This window comes from Winslowiella toletana, assembly GCF_017875465.1.
In the GTDB taxonomy this organism is placed as follows: domain Bacteria; phylum Pseudomonadota; class Gammaproteobacteria; order Enterobacterales; family Enterobacteriaceae; genus Erwinia; species Erwinia toletana.
The window spans coordinates 1,287,051-1,311,918 of sequence record NZ_JAGGMQ010000001.1 but is presented as its reverse complement, the minus strand read 5'-3'; the positions used below and the strand labels follow the sequence as shown (position 1 = coordinate 1,311,918).

The following is a 24,868-nucleotide window of genomic DNA, read 5'->3' as shown; positions in this document are numbered from 1 at the left end:
AGCAGAATGTATTGGCGCGACGATACTTAATGATGTATTTGTCATAGTGTACGTTCAGCGAATTATGATGGATACGGCCGGGAGCCTCACAAACCCGACTCTTTTAATCTTTCAAGGAGCAAAGAATGCTAATTCTAACTCGTCGAGTTGGTGAAACCCTCATGATCGGTGATGAGGTGACTGTAACGGTGCTGGGCGTCAAAGGTAACCAGGTCCGCATCGGTGTTAACGCACCTAAAGAAGTTTCGGTGCATCGCGAAGAGATCTATCAGCGCATTCAGGCCGAAAAAACGCAGCCAACGAGTTACTAACGGATCCAGCGTCTCGCTGTTTTTAGCGAGGCGCTACCGCTTTCCCCCTCTTTTCCTGTTCTTTCTCCCGGTTTTACTTTTCCTGTTTTCGCAAAGTTCCCGGTGTTTTTCTGTTGATAAATCACTCTTTTTGTCGTCAAAGTCGCCGGATTGCCTGTGATTTGTGCAATCAGGCGAGAAGGCGGAAAAAATGGTTTGACTTATAAGTGCGGGAAAGTAATATGTGCGCCACGCAGTGCCGATGAGCAGAAACAAGTTCAGCAGCACAGTTCGCAAGAACGCGTATGGTGAGGTGGCCGAGAGGCTGAAGGCGCTCCCCTGCTAAGGGAGTATGCGGTCAAAAGCTGCATCGAGGGTTCGAATCCCTCCCTCACCGCCATTACTGATGCATCCATAGCTCAGCTGGATAGAGTACTCGGCTACGAACCGAGCGGTCGGAGGTTCGAATCCTCCTGGATGCACCAAACAGTAATGAGTTGTCCGATTCGTGTTAGCAGCGCGTATCAAGGTGAGTAGTTGGCACCCTGCGTTATACAAGAATTAGTTATGCATCCATAGCTCAGCTGGATAGAGTACTCGGCTACGAACCGAGCGGTCGGAGGTTCGAATCCTCCTGGATGCACCATATTCAATAAGTTTGTCCGCAAGCATCCTTATAAAGTATTCCCTCAGGTCAGTCGCATTATCTCCCAAATTTGCTTTTCCGATGCATCCATAGCTCAGCTGGATAGAGTACTCGGCTACGAACCGAGCGGTCGGAGGTTCGAATCCTCCTGGATGCACCATCTTGCTTTAAATGAACAGCAACTTTGTTCTGGCATGTTGTAAAAGCATTACCGCCAGCAACAAGGAGGAGAACGTTGCTTCAGCAACGGCCCGCAGGGCGAGGCGAAGCCGGGTCATCCTCCAGGATGCACCATTTAAGCAGTCTTGCAGTATCCCGCAACATGTTTCCCCATGCATCCATAGCTCAGCTGGATAGAGTACTCGGCTACGAACCGAGCGGTCGGAGGTTCGAATCCTCCTGGATGCACCATATTGCTCTCAGCGAATCGCAACTTTGTTCTGGCATGCAGTAAAAGCGTTACAGCCAGCGACAAGGAGGATAACGTTGCTTCAGCAATGGCCCGCAGGGCTAGGCGAAGCCGGGTCACCCTCCTGGATACATCATTTGCCGTTTCTCTCCTGATAAATTAAACAATCACTCCACACTCCCTGTTTTCGCTGAAATTATCTGTTTTTAATGGTTTTCCCTCCCTGACCTTTATCTGATTTATAAAATCCCCAATGCTTTCAAAGCATTTGCTGTTAATCGCTAACAGCGACAACCCAGGGACTTTACGATAAAGTAAAGACTGGTTGCGATAATGCTGGAGAGACAATGTACGATCGTTATGACGGCTTGATTTTCGATATGGACGGCACCATCCTGGATACGGAGCCGACGCATCGTAAAGCCTGGCGCGAAGTGCTGGCGCGTCACGGCATGACCTTTGACGAAGCCGCTATTATCGGACTGAATGGCTCTCCAACCTGGCGCATTGCGCAGTTTATTATCGCCAGCCATCAGGCGGATCTCGATCCTTATGCGCTCGCCGCTGAGAAAACCACAGCGTTGAAAGAGATGCTGCTGGATTCAGTGCAGCCTCTGCCGCTGGTTGAGGTGGTGAAGGCGTATCACGGGCGTCGTCCAATGTCGGTCGGTACCGGAAGTGAGCATCAGATGGCCGATATGCTGCTGCGTCATTTAGGGATTCGCGACTGCTTTGATGCGCTTGTCGGCGCTGACGATGTGCAGCGCCATAAACCTGAGCCAGATACTTTTCTGCGCTGCGCACAGCTGATGGGCGTTGAGCCTGGCAAGTGCGTGGTATTTGAAGATGCAGACTTTGGTCTGCAGGCGGCAAAAGCCGCCGGGATGGACGCTGTCGATGTCCGTCTGCTGTGAGTGAGTGGTTGAGTTACGGTTCATTGTTTGCCAGTAGCTTTCTCAGCGCTACGCTGCTTCCGGGCAGTTCTGAGGTGCTACTGGTCGCTTTACTGGTAGCAGGGACGTCGTCAGTGACTGGGTTGATTTTTATCGCCGCATTGGGGAACACACTCGGCGGTTTGACGAATGTTTTCATTGGTCGCTTACTGCCGCAGACAAAGCAGCAGGGGCGATGGCATAACACAGCAACAGCGTGGTTGAATCGTTTAGGTCCTGCAGCACTGTTATTAAGCTGGTTGCCGGTAGTTGGCGATCTGCTGTGCGTTATTGCTGGATGGCTGCGTTTGTCGTGGCTGCCGGTGGTGCTGTATTTAGCTATTGGAAAGACACTACGTTACATAGTGGTTGCGATCGCAACATTACAGGGCATGGAGTGGTGGCATTGATTCTTGCTGATTCGGGGCTACGGTTAACATTATGCTAAACAATAATAAATTTTTCTCTGAGCGGGAGGTCAATTTGATCCCGGACGTATCACAGGCGCTTTCCTGGCTGGAAGCTCATCCCAACGCGTTAACTGGCATCTGCCGCGGTATTGAACGTGAAACACTGCGCGTCAGGCCAGATGGCCGTCTGGCAACCACCGGACATCCTGACTCTCTCGGTTCAGCGCTGACCCATAAATGGATCACCACCGATTTTGCTGAGACGCTGCTCGAATTTATTACTCCGGTTGATGATGATATCGATCATTTGCTGGCCTTCCTGCGTGATATCCATCGTCATGTGGCGCGCGATCTCGGTGAAGAGCGGATGTGGCCGTTTAGCATGCCGTGCTTTGTTGATGCCGGTGACGATATTGAACTGGCGCAATATGGCAGTTCCAATATTGGCCGCATGAAGACCCTGTATCGTCAGGGGCTGAAAAACCGTTATGGCGCGCTGATGCAAACTATCTCCGGCGTCCACTATAACTTCTCGCTGCCGCTGTCGTTCTGGCAGGAGTGGGCGGGCGTGGAAGATATCGAGAGCGGTAAAGAGGCGATCTCCGACGGTTACCTGCGGCTGATCCGTAACTACTACCGCTTCGGCTGGATTATTCCTTACCTGTTTGGCGCCTCGCCGGCCATCTGCTCCTCTTTCCTGCAAGGCAAAGAAAGCAGTCTGCCGTTTAAGAAAAGCGAGAAGGGCATGCTGTATATGCCATATGCCACCTCGCTGCGCCTGAGCGACCTTGGTTACACCAATAAGTCGCAGAACAGCCTTGGCATCACCTTTAATAATCTGCCTGACTATGTTGATGCGCTGAAGAAGGCGATTAAAACGCCATCGGCAGAGTACGCGGAAATCGGCGTTAAAGATGAAAACGGCAACTATTTGCAGTTGAATACCAATGTGTTGCAGATTGAAAATGAACTCTATGCGCCGATTCGACCGAAGCGGGTCACCAAATCGGGCGAAGCGCCTTCCGATGCGCTGCTACGTGGCGGGATCGAATATATCGAAGTGCGCTCGCTGGATATCAACCCGTTCTCACCGATCGGCGTCGATGCCAACCAGGTGCGTTTCCTCGATCTTTTCCTGATTTGGTGTACTCTGGCAGATGCGCCAGAAATGAGTAGTGATGAACTTCTCTGCACCCGCAAAAACTGGAATCGTGTGATTCTGGAAGGGCGTAAACCGGGCCAGACTATCGGTATGGGCTGTGAAGAAGCGCAGGAACCGCTGATGGATGTCGGCAAGAAACTGTTCCGCGATCTGCGTCGCGTCGCCGAAACCTTAGATGGTAATCAGGGCGATCGTCGTTATCAGGAAGTGTGCGATCAGCTGGTGGCGTCGTTTGACGATCCGGAGCTGACTTATTCAGCGCGAATTCTGCATGCGATGATGGAAAACGGTATCGGCGGCACGGGCTTAGCGCTGGCGGAGCAGTATCGCCATATGCTGGCAGAAGAGCATTTAGAAGTGCTGAGTGAAGAAGATTTTACTGAAGAAGCGCAGCGTTCCCGTGCCAGTCAGCAGCAAATTGAAGAGAGCGATACGTTAAGTTTTGAAGCGTTCCTCGCCAGTAAGGCGGGCTAGAAAAGAAAATGGCCACATCAATGTGGCCAAATTAACATCTCTGTGTTGTCAGGGATGATGATAACAAAATGCGCGTCTTTCACTTATTCAGACGTACGGTGATAAGAAAAGTTTCATCGTTCTGAAAATATTTTCTAAAAACAGGAGGTGACAATATGCCACTGCTGGATAGCTTTACTGTCGATCATACGATCATGGCCGCACCTGCGGTACGCGTTGCAAAAACCATGAATACGCCACATGGCGATGCCATCACCGTTTTTGACCTGCGTTTTTGCAAGCCGAACAAAGAAGTGATGCCAGAGCGTGGTATTCATACGCTGGAGCATCTGTTTGCCGGCTTTATGCGTAATCACCTGAATGGCGACGGTGTGGAAATTATTGATATCTCACCAATGGGCTGCCGTACCGGCTTCTATATGAGCCTGATTGGTACGCCGGATGAGCAGCGTGTGGCTGCCGCATGGAAAGCCGCGATGGGCGATGTGCTGAAAGTGACCGACCAGCGTAAGATCCCGGAACTGAATGAATATCAGTGTGGTACCTTCGAAATGCACTCACTGGACGAAGCGCAGGAGATCGCGCGTCATATCGTTGATAGTGACATTCGCGTTAATCACAATGATGAACTGGCGCTGCCAAAAGATAAACTGCAGGAACTGCATATCTAGAAGTGGGAGCCGATAACGGCTCCCCTACAGAAGCGTAGGGGCGGCGTTCTCGCCGCCCGTTTTCAGGATCCCACGGACTCTTTCAGCGGTTTCTGCGGTGTAATCTTTACCTGCTTGACCATATTTTCCTGCACATCAAGAATATCGATAGCGTAATGGCCAATACTGACCGTGGTGCCGGCAGAAGGGATCTCCTGTAACGCCTCCAGCAGCATGCCATTGACGGTGCGGGCATCCTCTTCCGGTAGCGTCCAGTTAAAGGCCTTATTCAGCTCACGCAGGTTAGCGCTGCCTTCAATCAGTACTGAACCATCATTCTGCGGCATCACTTCTTCGGCCAGCGTTGGCGACATTGAGGTGGTGAAATCACCGACAATCTCTTCCAGAATATCTTCGATGGTGACCAGCCCTTTAATATCGCCATACTCATCGACCACCAGACCCGCTTTCTTCTTATTGCGCTGAAACTTCACCAGCTGCACATTCAGCGGCGTACCTTCCGGCACGTAGTAGATCTCATCCGCCGCGCGCAGCAGATTCTCTTTAGTAAACTCTTTCTTCTCGGTCATCATGCGCCAGGCTTCGCGTACGCGCAGCATGCCGACAATATCCTCCAGCGAATCGCGATACAGCACGATGCGACCGTGCGGGGAGTGGCTGAGCTGACGGATAATCGACTTCCAGTCGTCATTAACGTTGATGCCGACAATCTCATTGCGTGGCACCATAATGTCGTCCACGGTGACCTTTTCCAGATCCAGCACCGACAACAACATATCCTGATTGCGACTCGACATCTTCGAACGTGACTCATAGACGATGGTGCGCAGCTCATCTTTGCTCAGCGCAGCGCTGATCGCGCCATCGGTCTTCATGCCAACCATGCGCATCAGCATGCGTGTAATGGTATTCAGCAGCCATACCAGCGGCATCATCACAATCTGTAGCGGCCCAAGCAGCACGCTGCTGGGAAACGCCACCTTTTCCGGATAGAGCGCCGCCACGGTTTTCGGCAGCACTTCGGCAAACACCAGAACGACAAACGTCAGCACGCCGGTAGCAATCGCTACACCGGCGTCACCATACAGCCGCATACCGACGATAGTCGCCAGCGAAGAGGCGAGAATATTAACGAGGTTATTACCGATCAGCACCAGGCTGATAAGGCGATCGGGACGGCGCAGCAGTTTCTCGACGCGGCGCGCAGCGCGGTGGCCATTTTTCGCCTGATGCCGCAGGCGATAGCGGTTAAGCATCATCATCCCGGTTTCCGAACTGGAGAAGTAAGCGGAAATCAGGACCATAATGACCAGCGTGATAATCAGGGTGGTGGTGGAAACATGTTCCAACGCAAAAATTCCTTGTGGTGAAAGGTCAGGACATGAGGTGTTGCAGGACGCGACTACCGAAGTAGGCCATGGTCAGCAACAGTGCGCCGCCACAGTTAAACCAGACGACGCGACGACCGCGCCAGCCCTCATGATAGTGGCCCCAGAGCAATACGATGTAAACAAACCAGGCGAGAATCGACAGTACTGCTTTATCGACGTTTTCGCGGTTAAAGAGATCCTGCATATAGAACAAGCCAGTGCAGAGCACCAGCGTCAGCAGCACAACGCCAACCTGAGTGATATGGAACATTTTGCGTTCAATCACCATCAGCGGCGGCATATCCTGGCTGAAGGCCAGCTTTTTATTTTTCAGCTGATAATCAATCCATGCCAGTTGCAGCGCATAAAGCGCGGCGATAATCAGGGTGGCATAGGCCAGCAGCGCCAGACCAATATGAATCATCATCCCCGGCGTGGTTTCCAGATGGGTGATAAACGCATTGGGCAGAAACGCGGCAAAGGCGAGATTAATCAGCGCGAAGCTATACACCAGCGGCAACAGCACCCAGCCACGATTGCGCGAAGCGACGATGGTCATAATCAGACAGATCAGCAGGCTGACCAGCGACCCGATATTCAGCAGGCTAAGATTCTGACCTCCGTCCATGGCAAATATTCGTTGCTGCAACGCTATACCGTGAGACACCAGCGCGACGCAGGCAGAGAGAACCGCCAGACGCCGCCATGCGCTGTTTTTACGCAACAGGCTGGGGATGATCAGGGCAAGGCTGATTGAGTAGGCGAGAAGCGCCAGAATCGCGAAAACGAACATAGATGTTGTCAGGTACCGGCCAGTGAATAAAAACAGCAGTATAGCGCCCGTAGCAGCAGGCTCCAAACGTTCTGATCGCCGATTGCAGAGATCGTCATTGCTTCGTGCTATAATCCGCCGAATTGTGTCGCCTGGGCGACCTCTGTATATGACGTAAAAGCGAGAGACAATGTTTGATAATTTAACCGATCGTTTGTCGCAGTCCCTGCGCAATATCAGTGGACGCGGACGGCTGACCGAAGAGAACATCAAAGAAACCCTGCGCGAAGTGCGCATGGCGCTGCTGGAGGCCGATGTCGCCCTGCCGGTAGTTCGTGACTTCATTAATCGCGTCAAAGAGCGCGCGGTGGGTCATGAAGTGAACAAAAGCCTGACCCCAGGTCAGGAGTTCGTCAAGATCGTGAAAAACGAGCTGGTCGCAGCGATGGGTGATGAAAATAACACCCTGAACCTGGCGGCGCAGCCACCGGCCGTGGTACTGATGGCGGGCTTGCAGGGCGCCGGTAAAACCACCAGTGTCGCCAAACTGGGTAAGTTCCTGCGCGAGAAGCATAAAAAGAAAGTGCTGGTGGTGTCGGCTGACGTCTATCGTCCGGCGGCAATCCGTCAGCTGGAAACGCTGGCCGAACAGGTTGGCGTTGATTTTTGTCCGTCGGACCTGAGCCAGAAGCCGGTTGATATCGTCAACAATGCGCTGCAAATGGCCAGACTGAAGTTCTACGACGTGCTGCTGGTGGATACCGCCGGTCGTTTACACGTCGATGAAGCGATGATGGACGAAATCAAACAGGTTCACGCGGCGATTAACCCGGTGGAAACCTTGTTTGTCGTCGATGCGATGACCGGCCAGGATGCGGCGAATACCGCTAAAGCGTTTAATGAAGCGCTGCCGCTGACCGGTGTGGTGCTGACAAAGGTTGACGGCGATGCGCGCGGTGGTGCGGCGCTGTCAATTCGTCATATTACCGGTAAGCCAATTAAGTTTATGGGTATCGGTGAGAAGACCGATGCGCTTGAGCCATTCTACCCGGAACGTATCGCCTCGCGTATTCTCGGCATGGGCGATGTGCTGTCGCTGATCGAAGATATCGAAAGCAAAGTGGATCGCGCGCAAGCGGAGAAACTGGCTACTAAGCTGAAAAAGGGCGATGGTTTCGACCTTAACGACTTCCTTGAGCAGCTGAAACAGATGCGCAATATGGGCGGTATGGCCAGCCTGATGGGCAAACTGCCAGGTATGGGGCAGTTGCCGGACAATGTTAAATCCCAGATGGATGACAAAGTTCTGGTGCGTATGGAAGCGATGATCAACTCCATGACGCGCAAAGAGCGTGAGAAGCCAGAAATTATTAAAGGTTCGCGTAAGCGCCGCATTGCAACCGGTTCCGGTATGCAGGTGCAGGACGTGAACCGCTTGCTGAAGCAGTTCGACGACATGCAGCGTATGATGAAAAAGATGAAAAAAGGCGGCATGGCGAAGATGATGCGTGGCATGAAAGGTATGATGCCGCCGGGATTCCCCGGTCGCTAACCAGGCCCGAAAATCGGCTGGCCGGAAAGCATAGTGAGCTTTCGATTGCTTTTTGCGCCAAAATGAGTAAAATTTTCGGGCTTTTTATATTGCACCCGGGTCCCGCCCCTCGCTGGGTCCCGGGTGTTTTATTAACTTAAGAGGATGTTATGGTAACAATTCGTTTGGCACGTCACGGCGCGAAAAAGCGTCCGTTCTATCAGGTAGTTGTCACTGACAGCCGCAATGCACGCAACGGTCGTTTCATCGAGCGCGTTGGTTTCTTCAACCCGATCGCATCTGGTCAGGCTGAAGCACTGCGTCTGGATCTGGACCGTATTGAGCACTGGGTTGGCCAGGGCGCAACGCTTTCTGATCGCGTTAACGCGCTGATCAAGACTGCAAAGAAAGCAGCTTAATCTGTCACGGTGGTCAACATGAGCAAGCAACACGCCGCGAAATCCCCTGTTCAGCCGTTAATTCTCGGTAAGATGGGTGGAGCCTACGGTATCCGTGGTTGGCTCAAAGTGTTTTCCTCCACCGAAGACGCCGAAAGCATTTTTGACTATCAGCCGTGGTTTATCCAGCGTGCGGGTCAATGGCAGCTTATCGAGCTGGAAGGCTGGAAGCGCCACAATCAGGATATGATCATCAAAGTCAAAGGCATTGACGATCGTGATGCTGCGGGACTCTTCACCAATTGCGAAATTGTGGTCGATTCCGGGCAATTGCCAGCGCTGGATACGGGTGACTATTACTGGAAAGACCTTATTGGTTGCCAGGTTGTCACTACGCAAGGCTATGAATTGGGTAAAGTCACTGAGTTGATGGAAACCGGTTCAAACGACGTTCTCGTCGTCAGAGCAAACCTGAAAGATGCATTCGGTGCAAAGGAGCGGTTAATTCCGTTTCTTGATGAACAGGTTATCAAGAATGTCGATCTCACTACCGGCACCATTGAAGTAGATTGGGATCCTGGTTTTTGACCTCCGAAGATTGCGGTAAACAGACGGTTCCATCAATGTGGATTGGCATAATTAGCCTGTTTCCAGAGATGTTTCGCGCGATTACCGACTACGGAGTAACTGGTCGGGCAGTAAAAAACGGCCTGCTAAGCATTCAGAGCTGGAGTCCTCGTGACTTCGCTTATGACCGGCACCGTACCGTAGACGAACGTCCTTACGGCGGCGGACCGGGAATGCTGATGATGGTGCAACCCTTACGGGACGCCATCCACGCAGCGAAAGCAGCGGCAGGGGAAGGCGCAAAGGTGATTTATCTTTCACCTCAGGGGCGCAAACTTGACCAAAACGGTGTTTGCGAACTGGCGACCAACCAGAAGTTAATTCTGGTGTGTGGTCGTTATGAAGGGATTGATGAGCGCGTAATCAAAACCGAGATCGACGAAGAATGGTCGATTGGCGATTATGTGCTGAGTGGTGGTGAGCTACCAGCAATGACCCTGATTGATTCAGTATCCCGGTTTATTCCAGGCGTACTGGGCAAACAGGCTTCAGCCGAAGAAGATTCGTTTTCGGAAGGTTTGCTGGATTGTCCACACTACACCCGACCTGAAGTGTTAGCAGGGATGGAGGTTCCGCCAGTCTTACTGTCGGGCAACCATGCCGATATTCGCCGGTGGCGTCTGAAACAGTCGTTGGGCCGTACCTGGCTTAGAAGACCTGAACTTCTGGAAAACCTGGCTCTGACTGAAGAGCAAGCAAGGTTGCTGGCAGAGTTCCAACGGGAATTCTCCGGGCACCAAAACGATGATGCGGCAGGTAAAGCGTAACGCTACCTCCTTAAATATCAGTTTACCCAGGATAAGAGATTTAATTATGAGCAACATTATTAAGCAAATTGAACAAGAGCAGATGAAACAGGATGTACCTTCATTCCGTCCGGGTGATTCCGTGGAAGTGAAAGTATGGGTCGTTGAAGGTTCTAAAAAACGTCTGCAGGCATTCGAGGGCGTGGTTATCGCTATTCGTAACCGCGGTCTGCACTCTGCATTCACTGTTCGTAAAATTTCTAACGGCGAAGGTGTTGAGCGTGTATTCCAGACGCATTCACCAGTAATCGACAGCATCGCTGTTAAACGTCGTGGCGCCGTGCGTAAAGCCAAACTGTACTACCTGCGTGAGCGTACTGGTAAGTCAGCTCGTATCAAAGAGCGTCTTAACTAAGATACAGCTTACGCTGCATCCAAAAGTTAATAGCAAACAAGGGGTTGGCCAACTGGTCAGCCCCTTTTTTTGGTTGTGGCTACAAAGGGATGGAATATACATGCATGACTATGTTGAAGCTTATGATGGGTACTGGCAGGCTTTACTTGCTTTCAGATCGTGATCTAACATACACATTAAGAGACATTATTGCAGATTTTATATAACATCGAAAAGGTGAAATTAGGTGGGCAACGGCTTGTCAATTATAATTACTTTCTTCCTGCCAACAGCTACCGTCGCAGCTACTGAATAAATCGTTATACCAGGTTATTTACAAGGTCTCATCAGGAGATTTGATAATCCGTCCCAAGGCGAATATTGATACAAGACCGATTAAATCAATAGTAATAAGTGTCCCCGCGAAAACCACTTGCCCTTTCCAGGCAAAAATAGTCGCAATAGCTAAAATTAAAAGAGTTATTGAGAAAGCCATCCATTGTCCCCGACGGCCCTTACCTATGTTTCCATCGACACTATTTTCAGTGACCTTATGACGATGCAACTGCTCTCTTTCACTTCGCTCCATAATCCATTTAACCGCGTCAGGATCTATATCTTTATAGGCTTTCAGCATTGCTGGGGGAGGAAGTGGGCCTTTGAAAGCGGTGCGACCGACAAGCGACATCACTTGTGGCCTGCTAAGTAGTAGCTCAAGGATTACCGGGTTGTCGACTAATTCGGACTCAATCTTATCAACGAGCTCGTTTGACTGCGACTCTTTAACTTCTTGTGGTTGCGTGCAGCCGTCCATGCCTTTGATCTCTTCCATAATCACTGATACTCATTTCGATGTCATTTCCTATAGATCTGCAATCACCTGCCATGTTTTCAGCATCAGTCTTTTGCAATATCAGCCTGGTATAATTGGTCGCAGGCATCAAATCAAAGATGCTTCCGGCAGTTTGTAAATATCTTTGGATAACGCGTAACATGATATGCCTTTTCGTTAAGGTAAACAGGAAGAGTCGATCAATACTTTAAAGGTAGATTACTCGTTTTCAGAAAGGTTGAAAACAGAAATAAACATTTTGACGTTGTGGTTATTTGAAATTACTAATTATGTAATATGTGTTAATTGTGTTTTTATTTATATTTTCTTTATTTATTAAGTGGGATTTATATTATTAGCCAACAGTGACCAGCACTGGTGAGCCAGTCAATTAGCATAGCCACCACTTTTCTCACCCAAAAAAAGAGCGGCAAATAAGCCGCTCTCCAGTGTCTGCATTATAAGCTACGGATTATCCTTCTCCGCTTCAGCCTCTGGGGCATCCTTACCTTCTTCGATAAACTCCTCATCGATCTCATCGATATTGCCCTGGTGGTCGCGTCCGGAAAGCAGATTCCAGCAGGCAATAAACAGCGCGGCAATAAGCGGTCCAATAACAAAGCCATTGATGCCGTAGACCTCCATACCACCCAGGGTAGAAATCAGAATCAGATAGTCAGGCATTTTGGTATCTTTGCCGACCAGCAGTGGTCGCAGAATATTATCGACCAGACCGACAATCACCACAAAGAACACCACCATAAAGATGCCTTTCCACAGCATGCCTGAGGCAAACAGGTAAATTGCCGCCGGCACCCAGATGATGGCTGAACCTACCGCCGGTATCAGCGATAAGAAGGCCATTAACGCGCCCCACAGCATACTGCCGTCAATATCCGTGAAGTAAAACGCCAGTCCACCCAGCAAGCCCTGAACGGCGCCTACCACCACCGTGCCTTTCACCGTTGCGCGGGCAACCGCCGCGAACTTCATCAGCAGATGGTGCTTAACATAACTCGACAGTGGCAAAGCCTGCAGAATCAGGTTAATCAGATAAGCGCCATCTTTTAGCAGGAAGAACAGCAGATAAAGCATCACGCCAAAACCAACCGCAAAGCTGAAAGTCCCTTTACCGATCAGGAACACACTGCCGGCTAAATACTGTCCGCCACGCAGTGCAAAATCTGACATTTTTTGCTGAATCTCTTTCGCATTATTCAGATCATGCTCGGTAAGAAATTGCTGCGCCCAACCGGGAAGATGCTGCAGGGTGTCGGCAAGAATTGTCGGCAGCTGTGTATTGTTGTTCTGCAGTTTCTGATACACCACATTAAATTCAATCGCCAGCGATGACGCAATCAGGCTGAGAGGGGTAAATACAATCAGGCATATCACCAGAATGGTAAGCAGTGAAGCCAGTCCATTTCTGTCACCCATTGCATTACGCATTTTGGTCTTTAGCGGATGGAAAATAACCGCCAGTATGGTTGCCCACAACACCGATGAATAGTAGGGCTCTAAAACCCCAAAAAAAGCCAGCGTGACTAAGAAAAGGATCAATATAAAGAATCCTTTGGCGATGCCTTTCACTCTCATTTTTATCTCTCAGGAATATGCATTTGCCACGAATCATATTAGGAAATGCTGATTAAGCAACTTAAGCGAGAAGAGCAGAAAAGAGATTGTGTTCTACTTCGTTGTTTATCATGGTTTTTAACCACCAAATTAATCTTGTTTTTTTACCGACTGCGCTATTAACCGGCACTGACGCAGCGGCCATTTATTGAGCTGCTTCACAGATGTATAAGAAAAAGTGATTTCTCTGCAACCCATTTTCTGCCATTGCCACTTATGCATATCGTTGTTTATTTCTTGTATGGAGTGGTATTGATTATGCAAAACGGCATCTCCGCTAACGGTCAGCGACCGATACCTAATTTTTCCCGTCCCACCAATTCTCAGCCAGAACAGACCCGGGGTAACAGCCTGAGTCGTACGAACAGCAGCAGCAGTACCAGCAGCGCCAGCAGCGTGGAATCTGAGAGCCAGAGAAACATCAGCGAGTTGCATAATCTGTTAAGAGACTATTTCCCGGGCGGCGAAGGTATGGAGGAGCTGATGCATGACCGCGCTACCGGACTGGATGAAATGGGTTATGACCGCGATAGCGCCAAAGCCGTGCTGAGCAAGGGGCTGAAACTGGATGATATTACCGCTGCGGCTGAAGGGGCGCTCACCACTGTTTCATTTGCGGCTTCCGGCTTCCCGGCTGAAACGCTGTCGACTGCCGCCAATCTGTTTTTTAACACCACCAAAGGCTCACTGACTTCCGATGTTATTGGTGGGGTAATGGCGGGCGGTTCCGCCATCGTGCTGAAAGCGTATTCAGATAAGGTGCTGGCTAATGCGGTGAAAGATGCCAAATGGATGGTCGCCGACCATGACAAACTTGAGCCGGTGATGCAGGAGCTGGTTGATCGCCGCGAGGGGCTTGGGCATAGCATGCAACAGGCGCTGTTGGGCGGAACCGGTTTTAACGCCAGAAACCTGGTAACAGGTACTGCCGCCGTTGGCACAGCGACTTTAGCCGAAAAACCACGTCTGGCGGCGAATACCACCCTGGGCACGGCATTAACGCCAGCCGCTGGCGCGCTGAGTAATGTTGTCGCCAACAGAAATAATTCTCTGCACGGCCCGGAGTTTTTACTCGGTCGCACTGACTGGCGGGAGCGTTTCCGGCAACTCGACCAGACCACTATTAGCGGGCAGATGATCTCGGGAACCAAAGACCGGCTGATTACTGCCGCTCAGGATATGCTGACTTCGCCGCGCCAGATTGCGAAAGGGCTGATGAACCCGTTTTCCGGCAATATGGTTGCGGAAACCATGACGCTGGCGGCTGGTCTGGGTGGTGTCAATGCATTAAAGAATCTGACGCGCGCCCATATGCAAAGTGGCACTGAGAACCTCGCGTCACAGCAGGCGGTAGAACAGGCGGTGAACCTGGTGACCTCGGCTGGCGCCTATGCGTTGCAGGGCATTGCCGGCACCATTGCCGGACCCGCGCCGACACGTAACGATCAGGCGATTGATCACTTTTTTGATACTCACCCGCAACTGGATGTCGCTAAGCGGCTCTGGGGCGAAAACAATACCACTAACGCGCCAGCTGAGGAGGCTCCTCCACGCCCGGGTAACCCGGTGGCGGCGGATCTTGAACGCCAGAGTCTGGAGTCCGCGGGTGACAGCACCAGCATCGCGTCGGGCGAGTCGAACAGCATTCCGCTGCAAACCTTTTCCCGGCCAGGCAATCCGGTGGCGGCGCAGCTGGAAGGCGAAAGTATGGAGTCACTGCAAAACAGCGCCAGGACGCCGGTCAGCGCTGAAATGTCACGCCCGGCGCGTGCGGGTGGATCAAACTGGCAAACAGCGGTGGCGAAGGTGGGATCGCGCGATGAGCTTAATGCCCTGCAGATGCAGCAAAAATTCGCCACAAACGCAGGTGGCCGCTCAGTCAAAGATAAACCGGATTAACTGATCCGGTTGTCCATTTATTTATGAGCCTGATGCGGCCGCTTTAAATGATAAATAGCGGTATTGACTGGCCCGCTGTCGAGAATAATTAAACCGTAGCGCAGGTCGATAAACTCTGCGCCGCTGGCAACCGCCACCGCACGACTTGCCAGATTGGCTTCTGCTGCCAGAATTTCAATGGTGTTAATCTCCGGGCACTGGAAGGCCAGCGCCGCCAGCTGTTTTACCGCCTGGCGGGCAATCCCTTTACGCTGCTGACTGCTGCGTACCCAGTAGCCAATGGCGCACAGGCTGGCTTTATCCTGTGGATAGCGTAATCCGGCGCCGCCTAGCAGCTGGCCCTGATCATCGTAAATACCGAACTCATCGGCTTCGCCTTTCTCGCGCTGCATATGGGTAAAGGCAAACCATTGACGCGCCTGTTGTTTGTTATAACCGGCATGCGCCCAGACCATCCAGGGCAGTAAACTCTCCAGCGATTCATTAATCGCGGTGGCGAAAGCGCCTGCATCCTGCATGGCAAAAGGACGAAGATGGATATTCATTGGCAGCTCCTCGCTTGTCTCTGCTGCTTTACAGCATAAAGCGACAGGGCAGGGATTGCGATTTTAATGCAGGTAACGGATTTTACGGCGATTTATAGCGCTAGTGAAACAAAATGGCACTCATGACTGTAAAGTTAAATATACACTTTGCTGTCTTGGTGTTAATTTGATATGCATTTGATTTATATGTATTTTTATAGAAAATAACAGCGTTTTTATATTAAGTGGTAAATAAAGTGTACACTCATGGATTGCAGGCTTTACGTTCTGTGGTAAAGTAAGCCTGACCTCATTGAGGATCACCACGAACGCATAAACGAGTGAGAAAGGATCAGGATCATGCAAAAAGACGCGCTGAATAATGTTCATATCGCTGATGAACAAGTATTGATTACTCCGGAAGAGCTGAAAAAACAGTTTCCGTTAGACGCCCAGCTGGCCGCACAGATTTCCGCTTCCCGTCAGACTATCTCTGACATTATTAGTGGTAAAGATCATCGCCTGTTGATCGTTTGTGGTCCCTGCTCGATTCATGATCCTGAAGCCGCGCTGGAATATGCCCGTTCTCTGAAACAGATCTCTGAGCAGCTGAAGGATCAGCTGTATATCGTGATGCGCGTCTATTTTGAAAAACCCCGTACCACCGTCGGCTGGAAAGGGCTGATCAACGATCCTTATATGGACAATTCATTCGATATGGAAGCGGGCCTGCATATTGCGCGTCGCCTGCTGCTGGATCTGGTGGAAATGGGGCTGCCGCTGGCCACAGAGGCGCTGGATCCTAACAGCCCGCAATACCTTGGCGACCTGTTTAGCTGGTCGGCGATCGGTGCGCGTACTACCGAATCACAGACGCACCGCGAAATGGCTTCTGGCCTGTCGATGCCAGTTGGTTTTAAAAACGGTACAGACGGCAGCCTCGGCACCGCGATCAATGCCATGCGCGCCGCAGCGATGCCACACCGCTTTGTCGGCATTAACCAGGCGGGTCAGGTTTGTCTGCTGCAAACCCAGGGCAACCCGGATGGCCATGTGATTTTACGTGGTGGTAAAGCGCCGAACTACGGCCCGCAGGATGTGGCGCAGTGTGAAAAAGAGATGCTTCAGGCGGGACTCCGTCCATCCTTGATGATAGATTGCAGTCATGGCAACTCAAACAAAGACTATCGTCGTCAGCCCGCTGTGGCTGAGTCTGCAATCGCGCAGATTAAAGATGGCAACCGTTCGATTATCGGCCTGATGCTGGAAAGCAATATTAATGAAGGCAATCAGTCTTCTGAACAGCCACGCAGCGCCATGCGCCACGGTGTTTCCGTGACTGATGCCTGCATCAACTGGGAAACCACCGATACGCTGCTGCGTGAGATTCATCAGAGCCTGAGCGGAGTGCTGACGGCGCGTCTGTCACAAGAGGTTTAATGTATGGTGGCTGAACTGACCGCGCTACGCGATCAAATCGATGAAGTTGATAAAGCGCTGCTCGATCTGCTGGCCAGACGACTGGAACTGGTTGCCGAAGTTGGCGAAGTGAAAAGTCGTTATGGATTACCGATTTATGTTCCGGAACGCGAAGCCTCAATGCTGGCTTCGCGGCGTAAAGAGGCGGAAGCGCTGGGCGTACCACCTGATTTGATTGAGGATGTGCTGCGCCGTGTGATGCGCGAATCCTACTCCAGCGAAAATGATAAAGGTTTTAAAACGCTCTGTCCTGAACTGCGTCCGGTGGTGATTGTCGGCGGCAAAGGGCAGATGGGACGGCTGTTTGAAAAGATGCTTACCCTGTCGGGCTATCAGGTGAAAATCCTCGATAAAGGCGACTGGGATCAGGCGGAAAGCATGCTCAGCGATGCCGGAATGGTGATGATCAGCGTGCCGATCCATCTGACTGAGCAGGTGATTGCTGAACTGCCGAAGCTGCCGGATGACTGTATCCTGGTCGATCTGGCATCGGTAAAAAATCGTCCGCTACAGGCGATGCTGGCGGCGCACAGCGGTCCGGTATTGGGTCTGCACCCGATGTTTGGCCCGGACAGCGGCAGCCTGGCGAAACAGCTGGTGGTCTGGTGCGATGGCCGTCAGCCGGAAGCGTATCAGTGGTTGCTGGAGCAAATTCAGGTGTGGGGCGCGCGGCTGCATCGCATCAGCGCCGTGGAACATGACCAGAATATGGCATTTATCCAGGCACTGCGCCACTTCGCCACGTTTGCCTATGGTCTGCATCTGGCGGAAGAGAATGTGCAGCTGGAGCAGCTGCTGGCGCTCTCTTCACCGATTTACCGGCTGGAGCTGGCGATGGTAGGACGTCTGTTTGCCCAGGATCCGCAGCTGTACGCAGATATTATTATGTCTTCCGGCCGCAATCTCGAACTGATCAAGCGCTATCATCAGCGTTTTGGTGAGGCGATTAAACTGCTGGAGCAGGGCGATAAGCAGGCGTTTATCGACAGCTTCCGTCGTGTGGAGCACTGGTTTGGTGATTATGCCAAACGCTTCCTGGTGGAAAGCCGCACGCTGTTGCGTCAGGCTAATGACAGTCGTTTGTAACTAAAGGCCTAAGACAGAGGGCGGCGAAAACGCCGCCTTTACGAAACCAGTCTCATGTAGGGGTGGCGTTTTCGCCGCCCGTGTCGATGATTTCACTCCAGCTTTCTTCTTGCCTGAACCCGGCCGCCGCCAGCAGCCGCTGCGCTTCTGCCGCTAACAGAAATTCTGCCAGTGGCTGAGCCTGCGGCTGACAAACCGCGAAAGCATAGGCTATCGCTGGCTGATAAGCGGGTGCAATAGCAAGGGTGCGCAGAGTCGGCCCGGTCTGTAATTCCGCCCAATAACTGGCGTAGCCGAGAAACAGCTCGGCGCGATGATGATTAATCAGCCAGCTGGCGGCCAGCTCTCCGGCGGGAATCGGCGGGCTTTCCGCGCCTCCCACCAGACAGAGTGCGCGCTTTTTCAGGCTGTTGCCAACGCCCGGATGCTGCTGCTCAATCCGATCAAACAGCTGCCAGGCGTAATCTCCGGAAGGATCGCTTTCCGGCGTTGAGGTCGCCAGCCGCAGTTGCGGCCGGGCGAGCAGGGTCAGCCAGTTATCATCAGCCTGTACCACGTCAGCTTTCGCCGTCAGGCAGAGCTGATTATGGGCAAAAACCGCCACCTGCAAAGCATGCCCCTGCTGCTGTAATGCCGTGGGATGTGCCAGATTGGCTGAGGCAAACAGATCGCAGGGTTCGCCGCTGATAATCCGCTGGCGCAACAGTCCGGCGGGAGCAAATTGCGTTGTCACCCTGATGCCGCTCTGCTGCTGGAATGCCGCCATCAGCGCAGGCCATACCTTACGCAGGCTGCCCGCCGCCAGCACCCGCAACATTAGTTGGCGCCCTGATAATCAGTACGGTAAAAGCGCTGATACCAGTTTTGCGCCAGCGTCTGCATATCAATATCGGCAAATTTTTGCGGATAAAGTTTCTTCGCCATCCACAATTCACCCAGACCTACCGCTTCCGGCATCGGATAACCCCATGCTTTGGCGTATTCCGGCATCAGATAGACGCGATGCTGTTTTACCGCGCTGATTACCTGCCATTCCGCCGCGCTGTTGATCTGCGCCGGTACCTGTGGATAACGATCCTGCACAAAGATGACCTGCGGGTCCCATGCCAGCACCTGCTCCATGGCCACCTGCTTAAAGCCTTTAACCGTGGCGGCGGCGACATTCAGCGCACCGGCATGAGCCATCATCAGACCGGTATATTTGCCGGAGCCATAGGTGGTCAGTTCAGGATTGGCCATATAGACCCGAATGCGTTGCTGCGGAGCGATATCCTGTAAGCGCTGAGCGATAAGCGCACGCTGAGCAAAGGCCGCCTGGATTAACGCTTCAGCCTGCTGCTGACGGTTCACGACTTCGCCAATCAGCCGGATACCCTCTTTCAGTCCCTGATCGTAAGCCCGATCTTCATCCTGGAGTGAGGGATTCAGCTGCGCCTGTTGTTTTGCATCGCCTGAACGTAACGAAATGGCGATAACCGGAATGCCAAGCCGGGAGATTTGATCGATCATCTCCTGCGGCGCGTAGTTGGTGACAAACACCACCTGCGGATGCAGCGCTACCAGTTTTTCCGGGTCGACGTGGGTTAAATCGCCCAGCAGCGGCACGCTGTTTAGTGCGGGCGCCAGACGTTGATAGTGATCGCCAAGCTGCTGCTTCCAGTTACTGAGAATGCCGACCATGGTTTGTGTGGCATCGAGCTGAACCAGCAGATTGAGCGTCTGATGTTGCAATACCACCACACGATCGACGCGATCCGGGATGGTGACCTGGCGGCCAAGCTGGTCGGTCACCTGACGTGCAGCCAGCGTTGGGCAGGAAATTAACAGCAGAGACAACAGGACAGCGCAGTGTTTGAAGCGGGTTACCATTTTTATCACCTTATCGTTATATACTTTATAATATAGCGATAAGCTGAACCGGTAAATCACTGTTTGAGGTCTGAATCGACCCGCAGGCGGGCCGATTCTGAGCGGGGTGCTATTGCGGATCGACCGGCACCACATTTTCACTCGGGTAGCAGCCGAGCACTTTCAGCGAACGGGTAATCGCCGTCAGTTCACGTAGCGCCTGCTGCATCTCGGCGGAACGCAGATTGCCCTGCACATCGATATAAAACATCTCTTCCCACGGATTACCATTAATCGGACGTGATTCGAGTTTGCTCATAATCAGATTATGCTGGCGCAGCACCAGCAGTGCTTCCACCAGTGCGCCGGACTGCTGCCCGGTAGCCATAATCAGCGTGGTTTTGGCCGGAACCTGTTGTGATACTTCGACAGGCTTACGCGCCAGAATGATAAAGCGAGTGATATTCTGCTGCTGATTGGCCAGATCGCGCTCCAGCACTTGCAGATTATAGAGTTCGCCACCGGCTTCACTGCCCAGCGCGGCCGCTTTCGGCGAGTTCAGGGCGGCGACTTTTTCCATCGCTGCAGCGGTACTTTCGGTGTACTCAATCTTCCAGTGCGGGAAGCGGTTAATAAACTGGCTGCACTGCTGGAAAGGCTGCGGATGGCTGTAAACTGTTTCAATCTGCTGGAGATCGGTGCTGTCTGCCACCAGAACGCAGTGGTTAATCGGCACCGTCATCTCACCCACCAGTGACAGGCTGGTTTGTTGCAGCAGATCGTAAACATCGTTGATCGAGCCGGAACTGGTATTTTCAATCGGTAATACCGCGTAATCGGCCTGACCGGTTTCAACCTGATTGATAATGTCATGGAATTTCAGACAGCCACTTTCAATAAAATGCTCAAAGTGGCGCGCGGCATAGCGACGGGCCGCAAGGTGCGAGTAAGAACCCTTCGGACCGAGAAAGGCAATTCGCGCCGAATGGGAATCAGGTTGATTGAGGTGTTTCTGCAACAGCGCCTGCTGAGTCAGCACTGAATCTTCAATGATCTGCTGGAACAGGCGGGTGATGTAGTGCGCATCCAGCTGGTGGCGTTTGCCCACCGTAATCAGATGTTCCAGCAGATCGCGCTCGCGATCGATATCGCGAATCGGGCGCTGGGTCGCCATTTTGGCTTTCGCCACTTCAATCGCCAGTCCGCGCCGCTCGGCAAGCAGCGCTAATAATTTTTCATCCACGGCGCTGATCTTATCACGCAGGGCCAACAAAGGGTTTTCGGTATTCATTATCGCTACCTGTCAGATGTGCAAAAAAAAAGCCTCCCGTTTGGGAGGCTTTGTTGTTCGTCTTCGCATTCATTCTTACACGACGAATTGCCTCCCAATCAGGGGAAGGTAAAAAAGAATGCGAAGAAGAACAGGTGTGGTTTCATGGTGGTTTCCATTATCAGTGAACGTTTACAGTAACCGTTGCAATTTATCACTGTCAATAAAAAACGCGCCCTCAGGCGCGTTGATGCTGTTTACTGCGTTACTCTTCGTCGACCACGCTGAGATCTTTAACACTGGCTTCAGCGCGGCGGGCTTCGCCTTTGTGCTGAACTTTATTCAGCTGACGCTCCAGTTTATTAATCAAATCGTTGATTGCTGCATACATATCTTCTTTCTTTGCGCTGGCAATCAGCTGGCCATTTGGCGTGTTAATCGTCGCGTCAGCGACAAATTCCTTCGGCTCTTTCGACAACACAATATGCGGATTTATCAGATGGGTTTGCCACTTTTCAAGCTTCGCGAGACGGTCTTCGACATGCTGGCGGATGGCCGGTGTGATTTCCATTTGCTTGCTGGTAATGTTCAGAACCATAGTACTTACCTCTCTGTCATTTCCGTCTTGGTGAACCCAGCATAGCGCGAAAAAGGGTGTAATGCGTGATTGAGATCACGAAAATTTGTCACTTTTTGTCAATCAGGAGAAATCTGTGAAATGGGCCAGTTATTACGCGAGAAGGGCTTGCGGGGCTGCTTTTTAGCGGGCATTATTGATGAGTTAACCCGGCCGGGAAATCTGAAATATGAGGTTTTTTTGGCCAAAAAAATGGCAGCCTGTTGGCTGCCATTTTTGTCTCTTTCTCTTACGCCTGATTGGCAGCGATAATTTTCGCTACTTTCTCAGCCTCAGCATTCAGCTGCAGCTGGCGGTAAGCATTTTCCATCAACGGCAGGGCTGTTCTGGTGGCCTGTGTATCCGGATAATCCTTCATCATCTGTTCAACACGATTAACCACAGCGACATAAGCACCACGCTTAGTATAGAATTGCGCCACGGAAAGCTCATATTTGGCCAGGCGATCTTTCAGATACACCAGACGTTTGCGTGAATCCGCAGCATACTGGCTATTCGGATAGCTGCGCAGCAACTGTGAGAAGTCACGGAAAGCATCGCGTGCATGCTCAGGATCGCGGTCTGATCGATCAACACCAAAGAAGCCCTGTAGTGCTGAATCATCCAGAGCCATATCCGTCAGACCTTTCATATAGACGACATAGTCGATGTTTGGATGGGTTGGGTTCAGGCGCATAAAGCGATCGATTGCGGCCTGCGCCAGCGGTAAATCGGCATTTTTATAGTAAGCGTAGATCAGATCTAGCTGAACTTGCTGGGAGTAAGGGCCGAACGGGTAGCGGTTATCGAGCGCTTCCAGTTGCGTTATTGCTCCTTTAAAGTTACCGTCCTGCAGTTTTTGCTGGGCCGTAGCGTAAAGCTCAGATGGTGGGCTGTCAGGAACCACATCCTTGGAGCTGGAACAACCAACCAGTGCCAGGCTCAACGTGGCTGCAGCCACCAGATATTTCATACGCGTCATGACGATTTGATTATCCTCAAGTGTTATTGCGGAAGCTGTCCGTTAAGCTCCCTTTAGTGACCAGGTACGATAGCACATTATATTAAACGGCATCGCCGTGAAAACCCAACGTTAACGAAGAAGCTGTTTATGGCACAACTAGTACAACTCACCGCAACGGTGTCCGAATCACAACTCGGACAACGCTTAGATCAGGCTTTAGCGGAAATGTTCCCTGATTATTCACGTTCTCGCATAAAAGAGTGGATCCTTGACCGTCGCGTGACGGTTAACGGCAACGTGATCGACAAGCCAAAAGAAAAAGTGCTGGGTGGCGAGAAGGTCGCTATCGATGCCGAAATTGAAGAAGAAGCGCGCTGGGAAGCCCAGGATATCGCGCTGAATATCGTCTATGAAGATGACCATATTCTGGTGATCAACAAGCCGCGCGACCTGGTGGTCCACCCTGGCGCGGGTAATCCTGACGGTACCGTACTCAATGCCCTGCTGCATTACTATCCGGCCATTATGGATGTGCCGCGTGCAGGCATCGTGCATCGTCTGGATAAAGATACTACCGGATTGATGGTGGTGGCGAAAAGTGTTCCGGCGCAAACTCATCTGGTGGAGTCACTACAGTTACGTGAAATCACCCGTGAGTATGAGGCGGTGGCGATTGGTAATATGACCGCTGGCGGTTCAGTTAATGAGCCGATTAGTCGTCACTCCACCAAACGTACCCATATGGCAGTGCATCCGATGGGCAAACCGGCGACGACGCACTATCGCATTATGGAGCACTTCCGTGCCCATACGCGTCTGCGACTGCGTCTGGAAACCGGGCGTACTCACCAGATCCGTGTGCATATGGCGCACATTAACCATCCGCTGGTGGGTGATCAGCTGTACGGCGGCCGTCCGCGTCCACCGAAGGGCGCTTCTGATGCCTTTATCAGTACCTTGCGTGGTTTTGATCGCCAGGCGCTGCACGCCACAATGTTGCGTCTTTATCATCCGATTACCGGTATCGAAATGGAGTGGCATGCGCCATTACCACAAGATATGGTTGATCTGATAGACGCGCTGAAAGCCGATACCGAAGAATTTAAAGATCAGATGGACTGGTAATGAGTGAGCTGATTATTCCCGACTGGCCGGCGCCAGCCAATGTGCGTGCCTGTTCCACCACGCGTGCTGGCGGTGTCAGTCGCGCGCCCTGGGATGCGCTGAATCTGGGCGCGCACGTGGGGGATGATCAGGTGGCAGTGCAGGCCAACCGCGAACGTTTAATCGCGCTGGCGGATCTCCCTGCAATGCCGGTGTGGCTGGAACAGGTGCATGGCACGGATGTTCTGTATCTGAATGATGATGCGCCGGACGACTTGCGGGCTGATGCCGCCTGGACCGATCGTGCTGGTGTGGTCTGCGCCGCAATGACCGCTGACTGTTTGCCGGTGCTGTTCTGTTCGCAGGACGGTAAACAGGTGGCCGCAGCCCATGCCGGATGGCGCGGGCTGCATGCCGGCGTATTAGAAGCAACGCTGGCCAGTTTCTCCTGTCCCGCTGGCGAAATCCACGCCTGGCTGGGACCGGCGATTGGGCCGACGGCATTTGAAGTGGGCAGAGAGGTGTTTGACGCCTTCGTTACTGATAATCCCCAGGCCGCAACGGCATTTAAGCCGGCTGGCGCAAAATATTTTGCCGATATCTGGTTGCTGGCACGCCTGCGACTGGCAGCACAGGGTGTGCTTTCTATCAGTGGCGGCGGGCTCTGTACCGTGACGCAAGCCGGACAATTTTTCTCCTTCCGACGCGATGGCGCCACTGGCCGCCTGGCAAGTTTGATCTGGCTGATATAACCTAGACCGTCAAGACGATCCAGTTAG

At 52.0% G+C, this 24,868-nt stretch carries 27 protein-coding genes, 5 tRNA genes and 1 other annotated feature; of the genes, 21 read left to right on the top strand and 11 right to left on the bottom strand.

What is annotated here, in order from left to right; translation table 11 throughout:
- Positions 1 to 125: 125 nt before the first annotated feature.
- The 10 genes from csrA to luxS all read left to right on the top strand — a co-directional run bounded on the left by csrA (position 126) and on the right by luxS (position 4,994).
- Entirely contained in the window at positions 126 to 311 is a 186-nt protein-coding gene (gene csrA, locus J2125_RS06175) for a carbon storage regulator CsrA (protein WP_026112062.1), read from the top strand.
- 286 nt (positions 312 to 597) lie between these two features.
- Positions 598 to 690 (top strand) — tRNA-Ser (locus J2125_RS06170).
- A gap of 8 nt (positions 691 to 698) precedes the next feature.
- Positions 699 to 775, top strand: a tRNA-Arg gene (locus J2125_RS06165).
- A gap of 84 nt (positions 776 to 859) precedes the next feature.
- Positions 860 to 936 (top strand) — tRNA-Arg (locus J2125_RS06160).
- A gap of 83 nt (positions 937 to 1,019) precedes the next feature.
- Positions 1,020 to 1,096 (top strand) — tRNA-Arg (locus J2125_RS06155).
- A 174-nt stretch (positions 1,097 to 1,270) separates the two neighbouring features.
- Positions 1,271 to 1,347: transfer RNA gene (locus J2125_RS06150), tRNA-Arg, on the top strand.
- 345 nt (positions 1,348 to 1,692) lie between these two features.
- Positions 1,693 to 2,259, top strand: coding sequence for a fructose-1-phosphate/6-phosphogluconate phosphatase (yqaB, locus tag J2125_RS06145; protein ID WP_017803661.1), 567 nt, complete (start codon positions 1,693 to 1,695; stop codon positions 2,257 to 2,259).
- Positions 2,256 to 2,687: a YqaA family protein gene (locus J2125_RS06140; protein ID WP_026112063.1), complete on the top strand. Its 432-nt coding sequence runs from the start codon at positions 2,256 to 2,258 to the stop codon at positions 2,685 to 2,687. Before yqaB ends, J2125_RS06140 begins: the two co-directional genes overlap by 4 nt.
- 31 nt (positions 2,688 to 2,718) lie before the next feature.
- The gene (gene gshA, locus J2125_RS06135; RefSeq protein WP_017803663.1) at positions 2,719 to 4,323 is read left to right on the top strand and encodes a glutamate--cysteine ligase; all 1,605 of its coding nucleotides are present in this window, start codon (positions 2,719 to 2,721) and stop codon (positions 4,321 to 4,323) included.
- Between the two features lie 155 nt (positions 4,324 to 4,478).
- On the top strand, positions 4,479 to 4,994 hold the full coding sequence (gene luxS / locus J2125_RS06130; protein ID WP_017803664.1) for an S-ribosylhomocysteine lyase: 516 nt from the start codon (positions 4,479 to 4,481) through the stop codon (positions 4,992 to 4,994).
- 62 nt (positions 4,995 to 5,056) lie between these two features.
- Here luxS and J2125_RS06125 read toward each other — a convergent pair whose 3' ends face one another.
- Positions 5,057 to 6,343: an HlyC/CorC family transporter gene (locus J2125_RS06125; protein ID WP_017803665.1), complete on the bottom strand. Its 1,287-nt coding sequence runs from the start codon at positions 6,341 to 6,343 to the stop codon at positions 5,057 to 5,059.
- Positions 6,344 to 6,368: 25 nt separating this feature from the next.
- A complete protein-coding gene (locus tag J2125_RS06120) occupies positions 6,369 to 7,157 on the bottom strand; it encodes a cytochrome C assembly family protein (RefSeq protein ID WP_017803666.1) in 789 nt (262 codons plus the stop codon).
- 169 nt (positions 7,158 to 7,326) lie between these two features.
- Here J2125_RS06120 and ffh point away from each other — a divergent pair, with 169 nt between their 5' ends.
- From ffh to rplS, 5 genes are all read left to right on the top strand, one after another.
- A complete protein-coding gene (gene ffh, locus J2125_RS06115) occupies positions 7,327 to 8,688 on the top strand; it encodes a signal recognition particle protein (protein ID WP_017803667.1) in 1,362 nt (453 codons plus the stop codon).
- Between the two features lie 149 nt (positions 8,689 to 8,837).
- On the top strand, positions 8,838 to 9,086 hold the full coding sequence (rpsP, locus tag J2125_RS06110; RefSeq protein ID WP_017803668.1) for a 30S ribosomal protein S16: 249 nt from the start codon (positions 8,838 to 8,840) through the stop codon (positions 9,084 to 9,086).
- An 18-nt stretch (positions 9,087 to 9,104) separates the two neighbouring features.
- A complete protein-coding gene (gene rimM, locus J2125_RS06105; protein ID WP_017803669.1) occupies positions 9,105 to 9,653 on the top strand; it encodes a ribosome maturation factor RimM in 549 nt (182 codons plus the stop codon).
- Positions 9,654 to 9,688: 35 nt separating this feature from the next.
- Positions 9,689 to 10,459 (top strand): tRNA (guanosine(37)-N1)-methyltransferase TrmD, encoded by a 771-nt coding sequence (trmD, locus tag J2125_RS06100; RefSeq protein ID WP_017803670.1) that lies wholly within the window; start codon positions 9,689 to 9,691, stop codon positions 10,457 to 10,459.
- A 46-nt stretch (positions 10,460 to 10,505) separates the two neighbouring features.
- A complete protein-coding gene (gene rplS / locus J2125_RS06095) occupies positions 10,506 to 10,853 on the top strand; it encodes a 50S ribosomal protein L19 (protein ID WP_003849035.1) in 348 nt (115 codons plus the stop codon).
- Between the two features lie 313 nt (positions 10,854 to 11,166).
- Here the strand turns inward: rplS and J2125_RS06090 are convergent, their stop codons facing one another.
- Positions 11,167 to 11,664 (bottom strand): DUF2335 domain-containing protein, encoded by a 498-nt coding sequence (locus J2125_RS06090; protein WP_241764050.1) that lies wholly within the window; start codon positions 11,662 to 11,664, stop codon positions 11,167 to 11,169.
- Between the two features lie 465 nt (positions 11,665 to 12,129).
- On the bottom strand, positions 12,130 to 13,260 hold the full coding sequence (locus J2125_RS06085; protein ID WP_017803672.1) for an AI-2E family transporter: 1,131 nt from the start codon (positions 13,258 to 13,260) through the stop codon (positions 12,130 to 12,132).
- A gap of 291 nt (positions 13,261 to 13,551) precedes the next feature.
- On the opposite strand from J2125_RS06085, the gene J2125_RS06080 reads away from it, so the two are divergent.
- Positions 13,552 to 15,198 carry a hypothetical protein gene (locus J2125_RS06080; RefSeq protein ID WP_157819485.1) on the top strand — a complete coding sequence of 549 codons (1,647 nt, stop codon included), beginning with the start codon at positions 13,552 to 13,554 and terminating at the stop codon, positions 15,196 to 15,198.
- A 17-nt stretch (positions 15,199 to 15,215) separates the two neighbouring features.
- On the opposite strand, the gene J2125_RS06075 is transcribed toward J2125_RS06080, so the two are convergent.
- Positions 15,216 to 15,743 carry a GNAT family N-acetyltransferase gene (locus tag J2125_RS06075; protein WP_017803674.1) on the bottom strand — a complete coding sequence of 176 codons (528 nt, stop codon included), beginning with the start codon at positions 15,741 to 15,743 and terminating at the stop codon, positions 15,216 to 15,218.
- 339 nt (positions 15,744 to 16,082) lie between these two features.
- Between J2125_RS06075 and J2125_RS06070 the strand changes: the two genes are divergently transcribed.
- Positions 16,083 to 17,162 (top strand): 3-deoxy-7-phosphoheptulonate synthase, encoded by a 1,080-nt coding sequence (locus J2125_RS06070; protein WP_017803675.1) that lies wholly within the window; start codon positions 16,083 to 16,085, stop codon positions 17,160 to 17,162.
- A 3-nt stretch (positions 17,163 to 17,165) separates the two neighbouring features.
- Positions 17,166 to 18,287: a bifunctional chorismate mutase/prephenate dehydrogenase gene (gene tyrA, locus J2125_RS06065; protein WP_017803676.1), complete on the top strand. Its 1,122-nt coding sequence runs from the start codon at positions 17,166 to 17,168 to the stop codon at positions 18,285 to 18,287.
- A gap of 52 nt (positions 18,288 to 18,339) precedes the next feature.
- Here the strand turns inward: tyrA and J2125_RS06060 are convergent, their stop codons facing one another.
- The 5 genes from J2125_RS06060 to raiA all read right to left on the bottom strand — a co-directional run bounded on the left by J2125_RS06060 (position 18,340) and on the right by raiA (position 22,003).
- Positions 18,340 to 19,104, bottom strand: a complete 765-nt coding sequence (locus J2125_RS06060; protein WP_017803677.1) for a molybdate ABC transporter substrate-binding protein — start codon at positions 19,102 to 19,104, stop codon at positions 18,340 to 18,342.
- A complete protein-coding gene (locus tag J2125_RS06055) occupies positions 19,104 to 20,156 on the bottom strand; it encodes an ABC transporter substrate-binding protein (protein WP_017803678.1) in 1,053 nt (350 codons plus the stop codon). The genes J2125_RS06060 and J2125_RS06055 overlap by 1 nt, the downstream gene beginning before the upstream one ends.
- 109 nt (positions 20,157 to 20,265) lie before the next feature.
- Positions 20,266 to 21,426, bottom strand: coding sequence for a bifunctional chorismate mutase/prephenate dehydratase (gene pheA / locus J2125_RS06050; RefSeq protein ID WP_017803679.1), 1,161 nt, complete (start codon positions 21,424 to 21,426; stop codon positions 20,266 to 20,268).
- A gap of 22 nt (positions 21,427 to 21,448) precedes the next feature.
- Positions 21,449 to 21,573 (bottom strand) — a sequence feature (Phe leader region).
- Positions 21,525 to 21,572: a hypothetical protein gene (locus tag J2125_RS06045; protein ID WP_198510918.1), complete on the bottom strand. Its 48-nt coding sequence runs from the start codon at positions 21,570 to 21,572 to the stop codon at positions 21,525 to 21,527. It overlaps the preceding feature by 48 nt.
- A gap of 97 nt (positions 21,574 to 21,670) precedes the next feature.
- Positions 21,671 to 22,003, bottom strand: coding sequence for a ribosome-associated translation inhibitor RaiA (gene raiA, locus J2125_RS06040; RefSeq protein WP_017803680.1), 333 nt, complete (start codon positions 22,001 to 22,003; stop codon positions 21,671 to 21,673).
- A gap of 120 nt (positions 22,004 to 22,123) precedes the next feature.
- Here raiA and J2125_RS06035 point away from each other — a divergent pair, with 120 nt between their 5' ends.
- Positions 22,124 to 22,294 carry a hypothetical protein gene (locus J2125_RS06035; protein WP_157819486.1) on the top strand — a complete coding sequence of 57 codons (171 nt, stop codon included), beginning with the start codon at positions 22,124 to 22,126 and terminating at the stop codon, positions 22,292 to 22,294.
- Here J2125_RS06035 and bamD read toward each other — a convergent pair.
- Positions 22,272 to 23,003 carry an outer membrane protein assembly factor BamD gene (bamD, locus tag J2125_RS06030; RefSeq protein ID WP_017803681.1) on the bottom strand — a complete coding sequence of 244 codons (732 nt, stop codon included), beginning with the start codon at positions 23,001 to 23,003 and terminating at the stop codon, positions 22,272 to 22,274. The two genes, J2125_RS06035 and bamD, sit on opposite strands and share 23 nt — an antisense overlap.
- Positions 23,004 to 23,132: 129 nt before the next feature.
- On the opposite strand from bamD, the gene rluD reads away from it, so the two are divergent.
- Both rluD and yfiH read left to right on the top strand, forming a co-directional pair.
- Positions 23,133 to 24,110, top strand: coding sequence for a 23S rRNA pseudouridine(1911/1915/1917) synthase RluD (gene rluD, locus J2125_RS06025; RefSeq protein ID WP_026112065.1), 978 nt, complete (start codon positions 23,133 to 23,135; stop codon positions 24,108 to 24,110).
- Positions 24,110 to 24,841, top strand: coding sequence for a purine nucleoside phosphorylase YfiH (gene yfiH / locus J2125_RS06020; RefSeq protein WP_017803683.1), 732 nt, complete (start codon positions 24,110 to 24,112; stop codon positions 24,839 to 24,841). The genes rluD and yfiH overlap by 1 nt, the downstream gene beginning before the upstream one ends.
- The last annotated feature ends 27 nt before the right edge of the window (positions 24,842 to 24,868 follow it).